The sequence below is a fragment of the Aeromonas salmonicida genome, assembly GCF_028355655.1.
In the GTDB taxonomy this organism is placed as follows: Bacteria; Pseudomonadota; Gammaproteobacteria; order Enterobacterales; family Aeromonadaceae; genus Aeromonas; species Aeromonas salmonicida.
The window spans coordinates 4,673,955-4,690,486 of sequence record NZ_CP110645.1; the positions used below are offsets into that span (position 1 = coordinate 4,673,955).

15 protein-coding genes are annotated in these 16,532 nt (G+C 61.5%); 5 read left to right on the forward strand and 10 right to left on the reverse strand.

Features of this window, described 5'->3' with window-relative positions; translation table 11 throughout:
* Positions 1–2 precede the first annotated feature (2 nt).
* Both ONZ54_RS21775 and ONZ54_RS21780 read right to left on the reverse strand, forming a co-directional pair.
* Positions 3–1,118: a hypothetical protein gene (locus ONZ54_RS21775; RefSeq protein ID WP_271787144.1), complete on the reverse strand. Its 1,116-nt coding sequence runs from the start codon at positions 1,116–1,118 to the stop codon at positions 3–5.
* A 52-nt stretch (positions 1,119–1,170) separates the two neighbouring features.
* Positions 1,171–1,725, reverse strand: coding sequence for a TetR/AcrR family transcriptional regulator (locus tag ONZ54_RS21780; RefSeq protein ID WP_271787145.1), 555 nt, complete (start codon positions 1,723–1,725; stop codon positions 1,171–1,173).
* Between the two features lie 76 nt (positions 1,726–1,801).
* Between ONZ54_RS21780 and ONZ54_RS21785 the strand changes: the two genes are divergently transcribed.
* Entirely contained in the window at positions 1,802–2,254 is a 453-nt protein-coding gene (locus ONZ54_RS21785; RefSeq protein ID WP_059111900.1) for an HPP family protein, read from the forward strand.
* A 56-nt stretch (positions 2,255–2,310) separates the two neighbouring features.
* Here the strand turns inward: ONZ54_RS21785 and ompA are convergent, their stop codons facing one another.
* The 6 genes from ompA to ilvG all read right to left on the reverse strand — a co-directional run bounded on the left by ompA (position 2,311) and on the right by ilvG (position 10,210).
* A complete protein-coding gene (gene ompA, locus ONZ54_RS21790) occupies positions 2,311–3,417 on the reverse strand; it encodes a porin OmpA (protein WP_058395154.1) in 1,107 nt (368 codons plus the stop codon).
* Between the two features lie 315 nt (positions 3,418–3,732).
* The gene (gene ilvA / locus ONZ54_RS21795) at positions 3,733–5,253 is read right to left on the reverse strand and encodes a threonine ammonia-lyase, biosynthetic (protein ID WP_169047048.1); all 1,521 of its coding nucleotides are present in this window, start codon (positions 5,251–5,253) and stop codon (positions 3,733–3,735) included.
* A gap of 77 nt (positions 5,254–5,330) precedes the next feature.
* On the reverse strand, positions 5,331–7,172 hold the full coding sequence (gene ilvD, locus ONZ54_RS21800; protein ID WP_021138492.1) for a dihydroxy-acid dehydratase: 1,842 nt from the start codon (positions 7,170–7,172) through the stop codon (positions 5,331–5,333).
* A 150-nt stretch (positions 7,173–7,322) separates the two neighbouring features.
* Positions 7,323–8,264, reverse strand: coding sequence for a branched-chain amino acid transaminase (locus ONZ54_RS21805; RefSeq protein WP_271787146.1), 942 nt, complete (start codon positions 8,262–8,264; stop codon positions 7,323–7,325).
* A gap of 12 nt (positions 8,265–8,276) precedes the next feature.
* Positions 8,277–8,567 (reverse strand): acetolactate synthase 2 small subunit, encoded by a 291-nt coding sequence (ilvM, locus tag ONZ54_RS21810; protein ID WP_271787147.1) that lies wholly within the window; start codon positions 8,565–8,567, stop codon positions 8,277–8,279.
* Entirely contained in the window at positions 8,564–10,210 is a 1,647-nt protein-coding gene (ilvG, locus tag ONZ54_RS21815) for an acetolactate synthase 2 catalytic subunit (protein ID WP_271787148.1), read from the reverse strand. The genes ilvM and ilvG overlap by 4 nt, the downstream gene beginning before the upstream one ends.
* A 384-nt stretch (positions 10,211–10,594) precedes the next feature.
* Here ilvG and ONZ54_RS21820 point away from each other — a divergent pair, with 384 nt between their 5' ends.
* Together ONZ54_RS21820 and ONZ54_RS21825 are read left to right on the forward strand one after the other, a co-directional pair.
* Complete coding sequence (locus ONZ54_RS21820; protein WP_011898225.1) at positions 10,595–12,109, forward strand: YifB family Mg chelatase-like AAA ATPase; 1,515 nt, start codon at positions 10,595–10,597, stop codon at positions 12,107–12,109.
* 136 nt (positions 12,110–12,245) lie between these two features.
* Positions 12,246–13,145 (forward strand): acyltransferase, encoded by a 900-nt coding sequence (locus ONZ54_RS21825; RefSeq protein ID WP_271787149.1) that lies wholly within the window; start codon positions 12,246–12,248, stop codon positions 13,143–13,145.
* Between the two features lie 158 nt (positions 13,146–13,303).
* Here the strand turns inward: ONZ54_RS21825 and ONZ54_RS21830 are convergent, their stop codons facing one another.
* Positions 13,304–13,801 carry a 2-thiouracil desulfurase family protein gene (locus ONZ54_RS21830; RefSeq protein ID WP_087756887.1) on the reverse strand — a complete coding sequence of 166 codons (498 nt, stop codon included), beginning with the start codon at positions 13,799–13,801 and terminating at the stop codon, positions 13,304–13,306.
* Positions 13,798–14,448: an NUDIX hydrolase gene (locus tag ONZ54_RS21835; RefSeq protein WP_087756886.1), complete on the reverse strand. Its 651-nt coding sequence runs from the start codon at positions 14,446–14,448 to the stop codon at positions 13,798–13,800. Before ONZ54_RS21835 ends, ONZ54_RS21830 begins: the two co-directional genes overlap by 4 nt.
* A gap of 74 nt (positions 14,449–14,522) precedes the next feature.
* Here ONZ54_RS21835 and ONZ54_RS21840 point away from each other — a divergent pair, with 74 nt between their 5' ends.
* Positions 14,523–15,158 (forward strand): nicotinamidase, encoded by a 636-nt coding sequence (locus tag ONZ54_RS21840; RefSeq protein ID WP_169047058.1) that lies wholly within the window; start codon positions 14,523–14,525, stop codon positions 15,156–15,158.
* A gap of 89 nt (positions 15,159–15,247) precedes the next feature.
* Entirely contained in the window at positions 15,248–16,426 is a 1,179-nt protein-coding gene (pncB, locus tag ONZ54_RS21845; protein ID WP_021138499.1) for a nicotinate phosphoribosyltransferase, read from the forward strand.
* The last annotated feature ends 106 nt before the right edge of the window (positions 16,427–16,532 follow it).

Consider the following 16,532-nt stretch of genomic DNA (forward strand, 5'->3'; position numbering starts at 1 on the left):
GTTCAGACCCGCAGATCGATCTGCTGCACCCAGCCCCCCTTGCCCTGCTCGGTGAGGTAGAAGCCGGATTGGCGCAGGACCCCCTGATTGCCGCTCTCCCCCAAGTGGTTGAAGGGCGTATCGAGGGGGCGCAGCAGTATGGCACCTATTCCCAGCTCCACCAGGGCGATGGGGGCATGGTCCGGGTGCCAGAACTGCAGGGCAGAGAAGTGGCTGTCTCGTTCATCCAGTACGCCGTTGCCATCTTCATCCAGCGCGGCCAGCTCACCAAAACCGTTGCCGGAACGAGCACCGAACAGCTCGCCACCATCGTCTATGGCGCCGTTGCCATTGCGATCCAGCGCCACGAAACCGCTGCCTTCGCTCAAACCCGGCAGGCTGTCATCCTTGCCATCCTGATCGATATCGAAGTTGACCCTTGCCTCGGTCAGATCGGCTATCTTGCCATCCAGACTGAGCACCAGCGGGTCTTTCAGGGCATTGAGGGTGGTGCGGCGCTGACTCACTTCAAGCTGCCGCCAGTCGAGTACAAAGCCGAGATCGAGCTGCAGGGTCTGGCCGTCACTGGTCTGCACGCTGGCCGATGCCACTACATTGAGCTGCTCCTGTTCCAGCAGAGTGTCGGTCACCTCCACAGCCTGATCCGGCTCCGCTGCCTGAGGGGCGGCCTCTCCCTGGGCCACGCCCTCCATCTCCCCTTCAGATGACTTGATGGGTTTGGGCAGCTCTATCTCGTGGCCGAGCATGGCCTCTATCATCAGCTTGATCAGCCGCAGCCGGTTATCCAGGCCGTCATTTGGATTGGTCTCCTCGGCTTCCGGCTTGACCAGAGAGGGTACCCCCTCAGTCCCCATGGCACCTTGCTGACCCGCCCCCCCTTGCGTCGAGATCGTTCTGGCTGAGCGCATCAGCTCCGCCACCACGCGTTCTACAACAGGATCCGCAGCCGGACCTGCCGCAGGGGTGGCCTCAGCGGCTGTCATATTCCCGGGCACAACCGGGGCGACAGGCCCGAGGTTGCGTACCTTGCGAGCCTGCAGCTGCTGATACTGGTGTTGCACCTCCCCCTGGAGGTCATAGTGATCGATGCGCATCTGATCGCCCTCGGCGCTATACATCTGGTCAGTTATCGACCAGCTGCAACTCGGGGCTTAACACCGATTGGCTATATCAGGTCACGGTTGCATCATCATCGGCACATAACAAGGCCAGGGCCAGCGATCTGGCCTGCACCAGTGCCAGCGGCTGCTGATAGCTGTGGGCCATCACAACGGCGCCCTCCAGCAAGAGACAAAGTCCGGTGGCTTGCGGGATGCTGCACCCGAGCTGCACCCTGACCCAGTTCAACAGCGCCTGTTTGTGCGCCACCACCAGCTTGCGTACCGGATGACGCGGATCGGCAAATTCGGCGCTGGCATTGATGAAGTTGCAACCGTAGAAATCACTGCGACCAAACCACTCCCCGAATCCGTCGAGCAGAGCCTGCAATCGACTCACCCTCCCCTCCAGACCTGCCAGCTTCCCCTCGAGCAGGGCGAAGAACTCCTGCTCGCGGGAGAGCAGTACAGCCTCGATCAAGGCATCCTTGGTCGGAAAATGGCGGTAGAGGGTTCGCTTGGTACTACCCGCCTCCGCCCAGATGCGATCTATGCCGGTTGCATGAAAACCATGGCGATTGAACAGGCGATAGGCGGTTGCCATCAGCTGTTGGCGCTTTTCACTCACGATTTATCCCTTGAAGTACACCGATCTGTCTACCTAATGTGCCTAATCACGTCAGACAAACCAAGAGAGAAACGTGATGAAAAAATGGTATGGCCCGTTCTGGGCAGGGCTGGGGGCCGCCTTGGCAATCGGGATACTGGGCTGGTTGAACGTCAGCTGGCACACGGCCCTGATCATGGCGCCTTTCGGGGCAAGCTGCGTGCTGCTGTTTTCACTGCCGGCGAGCCCGCTGGCTCGGCCGTCCAAGGTGCTCGGAGGCCACCTGCTGACCGCCAGCGTCGGACTGCTGGTGCAGTGGTTCCCCTTGCCACTGGAGTTGCAGCTGGCATTGGGAGTGGGTCTGGCCATCGCCTTGATGCAGGGCCTGGATCTCATCCATCCCCCCGCTGGCGCCAACCCCTTGCTGGTGTTGATGACGGGGCAGGAGTGGCCCTTCCTGTGGCAGACAGTGCTGCCGGGCGCCTTGCTGCTAATCCTGCTGGGCCAAGGTTTTCAACGGCTGAAGCTGTGGCCGCTCAGAACCACATAAAGCAAGGAGGGAGGCAGTGCCTCCCTCCTTGTTATCTCGCTATCCCGTCCATGCCCTTACTGGACTGGCTGAGAGACCCCTTCCAGGTGGATCTCGACCCGGCGATCCGGGGCCAGACAGGCGATCAGCGCAGGCCGGGAGCCAGTGGTGCAGTTGTTGCCGGTCACAGGGGAGGATTTGCCACGTCCCTCGACCCGCACCTTGTCAGCAAACAGTCCCTTGGCGATCAGATAGTCGGCCACTGTGCGGGCACGTTGCTCCGACAATGCCTGGTTGTAAGCATCGGAGCCGATACGGTCGGTATGCCCCACCACAGTCGCGGCACCGTCCTTGGGATTGGCGGCCACTATCTGGCTGAACAGGGTATCGAGCGCCTGACTGGCAGCGGGCTTGAGGGTGGCCTTGTTGAACTCGAACAGCACATCCGAACTCAGGCTGAACGTCTTGGGGGCCACCACAACGGCAGGCGCGGGTTCCACGGCGGGGGCCGGAGCCGGGGCCACCACCTCGTTCCCGTGCTGGCCGAAGCGATAGAGCATGCCCACCGAGAGCAGGCCGTTATCCATCTCTATGCCGGAACGATCGAGGGAGGCATCTCCCAGCGGAGTTGTGTACTGATATTCGAGACGGGCGGCCCAGTCACGGTCGATAGCGTATTCGGCGCCCAGGGCCCCGACAAAAACTGCACCATGCTTGTCGCCGGTTTCCTTGATGAAATCGGTCGCCGTCCGGGCTGACAGCTCGCTGTCTGTCCAGGCGTAGCCACCACCAATCCGGCCATAGAGATCCAGCGCATCATTGACCGGAAACCCTATTTTCATGGTGGCCTGGATCATCTGGCTCTTGGCTTCTCCCTCCACCCTGACCCCGCTCAGCTCACCGGACGAGGTGTACTTGCCGAGCCAGTCATAGCCGAACTCGAAACCCAGGTTGGGGTTGAGCTGATAACCGGCAAACGCACCCAGTCCGAGAGCATCCTTGCTGGTGCCGGTATTTTGCAGCGCCCCCAGGGTATCCGAAACCACTTGCTTCTGGTCGACGTCGAAGTACTTGGACCAACCGGCCTTGCCCCCGGCATACCAGGTATTGTCCTGGGCGGCAGCCTGCACGGCCCCCGTCGCAAGCAGGCCGCTGACCAGAGCGGCAAGTATCGATTTATTCATGGTGAAAGCCTCTGCAATAAGTCGTTGTGGGCGCGCAATGCGCTCTCTTCCCTGATGGGGCCAAGCTGGCCCCGTCACTCAGGTTATCCCATCTCTTGTCAGCCTCAAATGACCAGGGACTCAAGAGTGTGAAGCTGGCGACATTCCAGACGGGAAAACGACCCTGTGCATGAGGATTTTCATAGTGCGTTGAAAGCGCTGCATAAACTCGGATCTTCCGGTGGCCAATATGTCTCTGTCGCCACCATAGACCCAAGAAACAGGCCCAAAAAGAAGAGGGAGGCATAACGCCTCCCTCCTGCTTTTCGCTCTGTATCAGCTGGCCAGAAACAGCCGGTAGGCGGGGTCGTCACTGACCTCTTTCCAGCCGTAGCCAATCTCGCGCAGGTAGTCGTGGAAGGCGGCCACGTCCTCATCCGGCAGCTCGAAGGCGCAGAGCACACGGCCGTAGTCGGCGCCGTGGTTGCGGTAGTGGAACAGGCTGATGTTCCAGCGACAGCCCAGGGTCTCCAGAAAGCGCATCAGGGCGCCCGGTTGCTCCGGAAACTTGAAGCTGTAGAGACGTTCACCGAGGGGCCGGGCCGGGCGGCCGCCAATCATGTAGCGCACGTGGTTCTTGGCCAGCTCGCTCTCTGTCATGTTGACCACTGGATAGCCGTTGCCGCCGAGTTGATCGATGATCTGGCCCAGCTCCTCGTCGCCACCGGTCAGGCGCACCGAGACAAACAGCGACGCCTGGGCCGCATCCGAATAGCGGTAGTTGAACTCGGTCACCATGCGCGGACCAAGCTGGCGACAAAAGTCGAGGAAGGCCCCCTTGCGCTCGGGTATGGTCACCGCCAGCATGCCCTCGCGCTTCTCGCCGATCTCGCAACGCTCCGACACGTAACGCAGGCTGTGGAAGTTGACGTTGGCCCCCGACAGAATGGCCGCCATCCGTCCGCCCTTGACCTGCTCGCGCTCGCTGTAGGCCTTGAGCCCCGCCAGCGACAGAGCGCCGGAAGGTTCGGCAATGGCACGACAGTCATCGAAGATGTCTTTCAGCGCGGCGCAGATCTGGTCGTTGGAGACAGTCACCACCTCGTCCAGATACTGGTTGCAGAGGCGAAACGTCTCTGTGCCGATGCGCTTGACCGCCACACCGTCGGCAAACAGCGAGACCCGATCCAGATTGACAGGTTCGCCTGCCTCCATGGCAGCCTTGAGGCAGGCGGAGCCTTCCGCCTCCACCCCGATCACCTTGACGTCCGGCAGCAGCTGCTTGATATAAACCGCCACCCCGGCGGCCAGGCCGCCACCGCCCACAGGCACGAAGACGTGGGTGAGATGGGTATCCTGCTCCAGCAGCTCCTTGCCTATGGTGCCCTGGCCCGCGATCACCTCGACGTCGTCAAACGGCGGTATCAGGGTGTAGCCCTCCAGTTCGGAGAGGCGGCGGCTTTCGGCATAGGCCTCATCGAAACTGTTGCCAAACAGCATGACATTGCCGCCCTGGCGGCGTACCGCATCGATCTTGATGTCCGGCGTGGTCTTGGGCATCACTATGATGGCCTTGATGCCGAGCTTGGCCGCCGACAGGGCGACCCCCTGGGCATGGTTGCCGGCAGAGGCGGCGATGACGCCGTGATCCTTCTGCTCCTGGGTCAGGGTGGCAATCTTGTGGTAGGCACCGCGCAGCTTGAAGGAGTGCACGGGTTGCAAGTCTTCACGCTTGAGCGCCACATGGTTGCCAAGCCGTTCGGACAATTTTTTAAGGGTCTGCAAGGGTGTCACCCGCGCCGCCTCATAGACGGGGGAGAGCAACACCTTGCGTAGATAATCAGCCGCAGAGACCATGAGTTATTCCTCCGTCTCGCATTGATGGGCACATACTGCGCCCGGCTCATCACGGAGCAAACGATAAAGGCTCATCATCACTCCTCCAGCTTGCTGCGATCACGCACAGCACCCTTGTCTGCGCTGGTGGCGAGCATGGCGTAGGCGCGCAGGGCAAAGGAGACCTGACGCTGACGATCCAGCGGCTTCCAGCCACGGGCTTCCACGGCAACACGGCGGGCAGCCAGCACGCTGTCGGCCACCTCCAGCACCATGCTACGAGCCGGAATATTGATGTTGATGATGTCGCCATCTTCCACCAAACCGATAGTGCCGCCAGAGGCCGCCTCAGGCGAGACGTGACCGATGGAGAGACCCGAAGTACCGCCGGAGAAGCGGCCATCGGTGATCAGGGCGCACTGCTTGCCCAATCCCATGGACTTGAGATAGGTGGTGGGATAGAGCATCTCCTGCATGCCCGGACCTCCTTTTGGCCCTTCGTAGCGGATCACTACCACTTCACCGGCCTTGACTGTGCCATCCAGAATGCCGGCAACCGCCGTGTCCTGGCTCTCGAATACCCGTGCCGGGCCACGGAAGCAGAGGTTCTCGTCATCCACACCGGCCGTTTTTACGATGGCGCCATCAAGAGCCAGGTTGCCGGAGAGCACGGCCAGGCCCCCCTCCAGGCTGTAGGCATGCTCCAGCGAGCGGATGCACCCCTCGGCACGATCCACATCCAGTTCGGGCCAGCGGCAATCCTGACTGAACGCCTTGGTAGTGCGGATCCCGGCTGGCCCGGCGCGGTAGAAGTCCACTACCTCCTGGCTCGGCTGGCGGCTGACGTCGTATTCGTTGAGCAGCTCGGCCAGGGAGCCGCCCAGTACGGTACGGGTGTCACCGTGCACCAGACCCGCCTTCTCCAGCTGACCCAAAATGGCGACCACGCCACCGGCACGGTGCACATCTTCCATATGGTACTTCTGGGTAGAGGGGGCCACCTTGCACAGCTGGGGCACCTTGCGAGACATGCGGTCGATATCGGCCATGGTGAAGTCCACCCCGGCCTCCTGGGCCGCCGCCAGCAGGTGCAGCACTGTATTGGTGGAACCGCCCATGGCGATATCCAGCGCCATGGCATTCTCGAACGCCGCCTTGGTGGCGATGTTGCGTGGCAGGGCGCTCTCGTCATCCTGCTGGTAGTAACGCTTGGCAAGGGTGACGATGCGCTGGCCTGCCAGCTTGAACAGCTGCTCGCGATCTGCATGGGTCGCCAGCATGGAGCCGTTGCCCGGCTGGGAAAGCCCCAGCGCCTCGGTCAGGCAGTTCATTGAGTTGGCAGTAAACATGCCGGAACAGGAGCCGCAGGTAGGGCAGGCGCTGCGCTCCACCTGCTCGCTCTGGGCATCGGAGACCTTGGGGTCGGCGCCCTGGATCATGGCATCCACCAGATCCAGTTTGATGATCTGATCGGACAGCTTGGTCTTGCCCGCTTCCATGGGGCCGCCGGAGACGAAGATCACGGGTATGTTGATGCGCAGGGCGGCCATCAGCATCCCCGGAGTGATCTTGTCACAGTTGGAGATGCAGACCATGGCATCGGCGCAGTGGGCGTTGACCATGTACTCCACAGAGTCGGCGATAAGCTCGCGAGACGGCAGCGAATAGAGCATGCCGCCGTGGCCCATGGCGATGCCGTCATCCACGGCTATGGTATTGAACTCTTTGGCCACACCGCCGGCGGCTTCGATCTCGCGAGCCACCAGCTGGCCCAGATCCTTGAGGTGGACGTGACCCGGCACGAACTGGGTGAAGGAGTTGACCACGGCTATGATGGGCTTGCCGAAATCCTCGTCTGTCATGCCAGTGGCGCGCCAGAGGGCGCGGGCCCCGGCCATGTTACGTCCGTGGGTGGTGGTGGCGGATCTCAACTTCGGCATTGTCTCTACTCCCTGAATGCCCATGGGGCGCATTATTTCTTGAATGTGTGACTCGCGGATCGGGAATCGATCCTGGTCAGGGCACAACACGGATGCCCTGACCGGAAGCGACTCGGGGAGGCATGGCACCTCCCCGTTCTCGGTCAGCCGTTACTTGTCATCGACCGGGGTCAGCCAGTTCCATTTGTCCTTTGTCTGGCCGTTGAACAACCCGAAGAAGGCGTTCTGCAACTGCTCAGTCACTGGGCCACGGCAACCGGCACCTACCTTCATCCGGTCCACCGAACGCACAGGCGTCACTTCGGCGGCAGTGCCCGTCATAAAGATCTCGTCCGCAACGTATAGCGCCTCACGGGGCAGCGCCTGCTCGCGCACCTCATAACCCAGATCCCGGGCCAGGGTCATGATGGTGTCGCGGGTAATGCCGGGCAGGATGGCGGCGGTGGCAGGCGGGGTGAAGAGCACGCCGTTTTTCACCAGAAACAGGTTCTCACCCGCGCCTTCGCTCAGGTAGCCGTTCACATCCAGCGCCAGTCCTTCAGCGTAGCCGTTGCGCTTGGCTTCCCGGCTGATGAGTTGAGAGGAGAGGTAGTTGCCACCGGCTTTGGCGCCGGTCGGAATCGTGTTGGGGGCCAGCCGGTTCCAGGAGGTGACGCACACATCCACCCCGTTTTTCAGACCCTCTTCCCCCAGGTAGGCACCCCACGGCAGGGCAGCCACCATGAGCTCGGCCTTGGCATCCAGCGGTGGATGCAGTCCCAGCCCCACATTGCCGATAAAGGCCAGCGGACGCAGATAACCGCTCTTGAGGCCGTTCTCGCGCACCACGGCGCGGCAGGCTTCATTCACCTCGGCCTCGCTGTAGGACACCTCCATCCAGTAGATTTTGGCGGAGTCGAACAGACGGCGGGTGTGCTCCTGCAGACGGAAGATGCAGGTCCCCTTGGGGGTGTCGTAGGCGCGCACACCCTCGAACACAGAGGAGCCATAGTGCAGGGCGTGGCTCATGACGTGCACCTGGGCATCTTGCCAGGGAACCATGTGGCCGTTGAACCAGATATATTGCGGCTGGGGTTGGGAAGGCTGTGACATTGCTGTTGCTCCTTAAGCTCTGATCCGGGGTTGCTGTTCCAGTGCATCGACCCGGGAGACGTCCACCAGCTTGACCAGCTGGCTCCATAAATGCTGGATGGGACGCACCGACTCGACAGTAACCGTGATCCGCAGCTGTTGGCAATCCTGCTCCGCCCCCATCTCCATGCTGAGGGCACAGAGAGCGAAGCCGCGGTGGCGCACCACCCTCAATACCCGCTCCATCACTTCGGGTCTGGGCTGGGCGTGAATGTGCAAAGTGTGTTGTGCAAATGCTGGCTGCGCAAAGGTGTGCGGGTTCATGGGCGTTGCTCCATCATCTTGTGGTTGGCGACTCCCGGCGGAACCAGGGGCCAGACGTTTTCTTCCTCTGAAATGGCCACATGCAGCAGATAGGCGCCTTCGCTCCCCAGCAGGCGGTCGAGGGCTGCTGCGATCTGATCCTTGCATGTGATGGTCTCACCCGGGATGCCAAAGGCGGCGGCCAGAGCGACGAAATCGGGGTTGTCGGAGAGGATGGTCTCGCTGTAACGACCATCGAAGAACAGCTCCTGCCACTGGCGCACCATGCCGAGACGCTGGTTGTCTAGCAGCACCATCTTCACCTTGAGCTGGGCGCGGCGTATGGTGCCCAGCTCCTGCACGTTCATCATGAAGGAGCCATCACCACTCACCAGCACCACCTCGTCATCGGGGCGCGACATCTTGGCGCCGATGGCGGCGGGCAAGCCAAACCCCATGGTACCGAGACCGGCACTGGAAAGATGATTGCGCGGACTGGTGAAACGCATGTGCTGGGCCACCCACATCTGGTGCTGACCCACGTCGCAGGCCACCACACTGTTTTCCGGCAGACGGGCCGAGAGTTGTTTGAGCAGGGCCGGTGCATAGATGGGCTGGCCGGGGTGGTCGTAGCGAAACGCATACTCGCGGGCCATGGCAGCGCAGTGCTCACGCCAGGGATCGATCGCCAGTGCCATGCCCAGGGCGGGCAACACCCGCTTGAGATCCGTGGTGATGCCCACTTCGGCGGCGCGGCGCTTGCCGAACTCGGCGGCATCCACATCCAGATGGATCACCTTGGCTTCGGGGGCAAACTCTTCCAGCTTGCCGGTCACCCTGTCATCGAACCGGGCACCCACTACCACCAGCAGATCGCACTGCTGCACCGCATAGTTGGCAGCCTTGGTGCCGTGCATGCCGAGCATGCCGAGGTAGACGGGGCTGTCAGGATCCAGCGCGCCAATCCCCTTGAGGGTAGTGACCGCCGGCATGCCGGTGACGGCAACAAACTCGCGCAGCTGGGTTTCGGCATTGGCCATGCCCACTCCGCCACCGACGTAGAGCACCGGGCGCTCGGCAGCCGCGATCAGGGTGCGGGCCAGCGTCAGCTCGGCCGGATTGAGGACCTCAGGCTCCTCCACCGCAAACAGCAGATTCTGCGCTGGCACGGCGGCCAGCTGCACATCCTTGGGAAAATCGATGAGCACAGGACCGGGACGACCTTCGGTGGCGATGGCGAAGGCCTCTTCCAGCACGCGCCCCAGATCCGCCACATCGGTCACCATGAAGGAGTGCTTGGTACAGGAGAGGGACATGCCGAGCACATCGACCTCCTGAAACGCATCTGTACCTATGGCGGAACAGGGCACCTGACCGCTGATGGCCACCAGAGGCACGGAGTCGAGCAGCGCCTCCGCCAGCCCGGTCACCAGGTTGGTGGCGCCGGGGCCCGAGGTGGCGATGCAGACCCCCACCTGGCCGGAGGCTCGTGCGTAACCCACCGCAGCCATGGCGGCCCCCTGCTCGTGGCGGCAGAGCTGATGGGCAAGGCCACCGTCATACAGGGCGTCGTAGACCGGCATGATGGCTCCGCCCGGGTAACCAAACACCTGGGTCACACCCTGTTTCTTGAGAGCCTGTACCAAAAACTGCGCGCCGTTCATGTGGAAAATCCTGTCCTGTAGTCGAAAAAAAACCCCCGAGCTGTGAGGCTCGGGGGTCGCTTGTTTCGTTCTGTCCGGTGGTGGGTCTATCCCTTGTTCCGTGCAGCTAAACGAGCCCCGAGCGGTGAGATAATAATCACCACTAGGACCACAATAATGCTGACGAAACGGGAGGCCATGTTCATAGTTACAACCGGAAATCCTGTGAAATTGGGGCGGTTTGCACCGCGAATGGCTATTAGAACTAGCACGGTGATTTTTATTGGGCAAGCCTTTTTTACCTGACAAGACTCTGATTTTGACTAAGCAGCAGCCTGACGGCTGGAACAAAAAACTAATAAAAAACGGTTAACCAGCACATACATCAAACCAAGGACGGGATTTATGTCATTAGCTGTGGTTTATAGCCGTGCCAGCCTGGGGATAGCGGCGCCGCAAGTCACGGTGGAAGTTCACCTCTCCAACGGTCTGCCCGCCTTCAACATGGTGGGATTGCCGGAAACCTCGGTGAAGGAATCCCGGGATCGGGTGCGCAGTGCCCTGCTAAACGGCAATTTCGAGTTCCCGAGCAAACACATCACGGTCAATCTGGCCCCCGCCGACCTGCCAAAGGAGGGAGGCCGTTTCGATCTGGCCATCGCCATCGGCATTCTCGCCGCTTCCAAGCAGATACCTGCAAAATACCTGCTCGATCACGAATTTTTAGGGGAGTTGGCCCTGACCGGCGAGATCCGTCCCGTGCTCGGGGTGCTGCCCGCCGTGCTCGCCTGCCGCGATGCGGGGCGCACCCTGCTGGTACCGAGAGAAAATGGCCCGGAAGCCTCCCTCATTCAGGACGCCGAGGTGCGTACCGCCCACCAACTGCTGGCCGTCACCGCCTGGCTGGCAGGCCAATATGAGCTGCCTCTGCCGGAGCCCCAGACCACGGACTCCCTGCCCGATGTGCCGGATCTGCAGGATGTGATCGGCCAGTCACAGGCCAAGCGGGCATTGGAGATCGCTGCCGCCGGCAGCCACAACCTGCTGTTCATAGGACCGCCCGGTACCGGCAAGAGCATGCTGGCTAGCCGTTTGCCCGGCATCTTGCCACCCCTGAGCGAGCAGGAGGCGCAGCAGACCGCCGCCATCCACTCCATCGGCGGCCTGACCCCGCGCGCCGGTCACTGGCACCACAGGCCCTATCGCACGCCCCATCACAGTGCCTCCGCCGTGGCCCTGGTGGGCGGTGGCAGCCATCCCAGACCCGGCGAAATATCCTTGGCCCACAACGGGGTACTCTTTCTCGACGAGCTGCCGGAGTTCGAGCGCAAGGTGCTCGACTCTCTGCGCGAACCGCTGGAGACGGGCCACATCACCATCAGCCGCGCCGCCCGTCAGGTGGATTTTCCCGCCCGCTTCCAGCTGGTGGGCGCCATGAACCCCAGCCCCTGCGGCCACTATGGTGACGGCCAGACCCGCTCCAGCCCGGATCAGATACTTCGCTATCTTGGCAAGCTCTCCGGCCCCTTCCTCGATCGCTTCGACCTGACGGTGGAGGTGCCGCTGCTGCCCAAGGGGAGTCTCACCGGCAAGGCGGAGCGGGGGGAATCGAGCCAGCAGATCCGCGATCGGGTACTGGCGGCGCGGGAGCGAATGCTGAGCCGCAATGGCAAGCTCAACAATCTGCTGGATAGTCGTGAAATCGAAGATATTTGCCGATTATCGCCGCAAGATGCCGAGTTTTTGGAGAATGCCATCCAGAAGCTGGGCCTCAGCATCCGGGCCTGGCACCGCATACTGCGGGTGTCACGCACCATAGCCGATCTGGCGGGGCGACCTGCGATAGAGAAGGATCATCTGATCGAGGCTCTCGGCTACAGGGCCATGGACAGGCTGCTGTCGCGGCTGCGCAGCGGCTGAATGGCTGGGATAGAGAGATAGTGAGTCCCACATGCGTGATGGTCCCGTGCATGGTCTAGCGGCTCATCGGCTGATATTATGGCCACAGATCTGACCACTTGGTTGCCACCCACAGACAACGAGACGGACCCGACTCATGCAAAACAAGCTGATAGAGCGGCTGCGCGGCAGCCTCTCGACCTCGCTCTATTTTTTCAACACCCTCTTCTGGTGTATCCCCATCTTCTTGCTGGGCATGCTCAAGCTGCTGTTGCCGCTTAAAGGCTGGCGTACCCTCTGCAACGCTCTGCTGGATGGCTGCGCAAGCTGCTGGATCGGTGTCAACAACCTGATCCAGAAAACCATCATAGGGACCTCTTTCGAGGTGGTCGGCGCGGACAAAGGAAGCCGTGATGAGTGGTACATGGTAATTGCCAACCATCAATCCTGGGTCGACATACTGGTATTGCAGCGGGTTTTTAATCAAAAAATCCCCTTCCTGAAGTTTTTCCTCAAGAAAGAGCTGATTTGGGTACCTTTTCTCGGTCTGGCCTGGTGGGCACTGGACTTCCCCTTCATGCGGCGCTATTCCCGTAAATTTCTGGAAAAAAGGCCACATCTGAAGGGAAAAGACATAGAAACAACCCGAAAGGCCTGTGCCAAGTTTCGCCACATTCCGGTGAGTGTGATGAACTTCGTGGAGGGCACCCGCTTCACCGCCCACAAGCACGACAAACAGGCAGCGCCTTATCGCCATCTGTTGCACCCGAGGGCTGGTGGCATCGCCTTCACCCTGGCGGCCATGGGCGACCAGCTGCATCAACTGGTGGATGTGACCATCGCCTATCCGGGTGGTATCCCCAGTTACTGGGACTTCATGTGCGGTCGGGTGAAGGAGATCAAGGTTCAGGTTCGCTTTCTGCCGATTGAACGCAAACTGGTAGGGGATTACTTCAATGACCCCGAGTTCCAACAGGCGTTTCAACAGTGGTTGAACGGGATCTGGCACGAGAAGGACCAGACTCTTAGCCAACTGCTGGCAGACAAGGCGCAGTAAAAGACCCCTCGCCAATCCAGCTCTACCCGGCAGCAGGGCTGGCCTTCAGGTTGGTGACCATGGCAACAGTTTGAGAGTGGTTTTCAGGAATGGCGGAATGCACGCTGGCAGTAAACTGACGTCGTGCGGGCACAAGTGATACAGGCCGATGCTATGGGTCAGTTTGGCGTTGAGTCCGCCTCCTTGGCGGTTGCCGAAGCAAGCGCCAAGGCCAGTTCTGGCAACTGTTCCTCGCTGAACACTGCAATGCCGTTGCGACGCAGCAGGGCCGTGGTCTTGCCCTCACCCGCCACTGACACACCTTCGAAGCGGCCATTGTAGATGCGGCGACTACCGCAAGAAGGACTCCCCTCCTTTAGCAGGGCAAAGCGAATGCCTTGTGCCTGACAGAGCGCAAGAGCCAGCTCGGCACCGCGATCGAACTCGGCCGTCACATCCAGTCCGCTCGCGGTCAGCACCAGATCACCCTGCCGCTCGGCAGGGGGGCGCGGAGTCGGCAGTCCGCCTGCCACTTCGGGGCAGAAAGACTGCGTTCGCCCCTCGGCGCCAAGCTCATTCAGCCAGTCGCTGACAATCCCCTTGCTCTGGCCATCGTAACGTACTGGCTGACCCAGCAAGCAGGCACTCACCAGCACCCGGGGCGGCGCTTTGCTCATGCTTCTGCCCCGTGCATCACCTGATCGAACATGACGCAGCAAGGGCTCTCCAACCGGTAGAGGATGGCAGGGCGCTGCTTGCCGGTCCGCTTGCGGCCGGTATCCACCAGAATGTCGGCGCGATGGATGCGCTTGCGAAACGCCGCCGTGTTCATCGGAGTTTGCAGGATGATTTCAAAGGCGCGCTGCACTTCGGAGAGAGTGAACTCGGGCCCCAGCAGTTGCAGCGGCAAGGTGCTGTAGCGACTCTTGATCCGCAGTCTCTCCAGCCCTCTGGCTATAAGCTGGGTATGATCGAAGGCGAGGCTGAGGCCGGGCAGGGCCGAGAGTGGATGCCAGCAACCTTGCACGGCTTCGACTTCCGGATCGACCAGACAGAGGTAGACCAGCGCGGTGGACCAGCCACGGGGATCCCGCTCCAGATTGCCGAGAGTGCAGACCTGTTCGCTGTAGCAGTGGCCGAGCCCCCACTCCGCCAGCAGGCGATGGCGGGCCGTGTCCAGGTCCCGATCCCGAGTCTCGTCGATGCGCAGTGCCGGCAGTTGCCAGCAGTTGGCAAAGGGGGGGTGATCGCGGGTTTCGAGCAACAGCTCGAGCCGCTCCTCGTACAACCGCAGCACCACCATATCCAGACTCATTCTCAGCATGTCGATCGCCCTGCTCGCCTTCCATTAATGTTTGGTAGATAATATCACACGAATAGTATGTGAAGGAGCCAATCATGGGAACCGTCGCCAGCCTGGATATTGATGCGCAGAAGGGATTTACTCCCCTCTGCCCGAACGAACTGCCCGTCGTGGGCGGGGATGATATTGTGGCTGCGCTCAACGCTCAGGCCACCCTCGCCACCCTGCGTATTGGCAGCAAAGACTCCCATCCCGCCAACGCAGCCTGGGCCGTCAGTGACCCCGCCGGCATGCTGTTGCCGCTGGACTTGCCCAATGCCGACCTCACCTGGCCGGTACACTGCGTGCCCGGCACCCAAGGCTTCGAGCTGCTGGATGGCCTGCCCGCCCCCATCGATTACGACTTCTTCGTCTGGAAGGGGGTCGAGCCGGACCTGCATCCCTACGGCACCTGCTTTCACGATCTGGCCGAACGACGCAGCACAGGACTCATCGAATTCCTGCAAGCCCGCCATGTCGACACTGTGCTGGTCGGCGGCCTCGCCACCGACTACTGCGTCAAGACCAGCGTGCTGCAATTGCGCCACGCCGGTTTTCGGGTGATCGTCCATCTCGATGCCTGCCGTGGCATAGCCCCGGATACGGTTGCCAGCGCCCACTCCCAGATGATCGAAGCCGGGGCCGAGCTGGCCCAGACCCTGATCGATGTACAACGCCTGCTGGATGCCTGATATGCCGCCGATTCCCACCAGCCTGCCCGATACCGGTGCCTGCAATCTACACATGTGGCCGGCATTCGCCCGCCTGCGGGGAGCCTGATATGCCGCCGATCCTCACCAGTCTGCTCGATACCGATGCCTACAAGCTGCATATGCAGCAGGCGGTGTTCCACCGCTATCCGGATGCCGAGGTGGTGGCCGAATTCCACAGCCGCAACGAAGAAGATCTGCTGCCCATGATGGGCCAGATCGAGGAGCAACTGCGTCTCGCCGGCTCCCTGCGGCTGACCAGGCCGGAACTGAATTTTCTGGCCGAGCGCCCCTTCTTCACCGCCGACTACCTGGATCACCTGCGCCGCAAGCCCCTTGATGCCTCCCTGCTGCAGGTATTCGAGCAGGATGGCCGCATCAATGTGCGGGTCGAGGGCCCCTGGCAGGATGTGATCCTGTGGGAAATCCCGGTGCTCGCCATCATCAGCGAGATGCGCAACCGCTTCCGCTATCCCCAGTTTGGCGTCAGCCAGGCGCTGGATCGGCTCGATCAGAAGATCGACAAGCTGGAACAGGACCTCAGCCCGGAAGAGATGAGCGAGTTCAACCTCATCGACTTCGGTACCCGTCGCCGCTTCTCCCATGCGGTACAGGATGCGGTCGTGGGCCGTCTCAAGGAGCGGCTGCCGGCATTTCGCGGCACCAGCAACTACCTGCTGGCCCAAAAGTACCAGCTACCTGCCGTGGGCACCCAGGCCCACGAGTGGTTCCAGGCTCACCAGCAGCTCGGCTTCCCGCTCGAGCACAGCCAACGCGCCGCCCTCACCAGCTGGCTGGACGAATTCACCAACCACCTGGGGATCGCCCTGACCGACTGCATCACCATGGACGCCTTCCTGCGTGACTTCGATTTCGAGCTGGCCAGCCGTTATCAGGGTCTGCGCCACGACTCCGGCGACCCTGTTGTGTGGGGCGAGAAGGCCATAAGCCACTACCAGCGCCTCGGCATAGACCCCACTGACAAGACGCTGGTCTTCTCCGATGGACTCAACCTCGACAAGGCGGTGCAGCTGTTCCGCCACTTCCGTGGCCGCATCAACACCAGCTTCGGCATCGGTACCAAGCTCACCTGCGATCTGCCCGGTGTCAGCCCCATGAACATCGTCTTCAAGCTGATGGAGTGCAACGGCGGCCCGGTCGCCAAGATCTCCGACAGCCCGGGCAAGACCCTGTGCCGGGATGCGGACTTCATCCGCAACCTCAAGCAGGCCTTCCACGTCGGGGTGTAACGTGCCTTTTTGAGGAGCCCATCTTGCGCAGAGCGCCGGTGGCCCCCTACCATGACCCTCTTGCAAGGTCCGACTGGTGTCGGGCCTTTCTCTTGCCCGAACGACA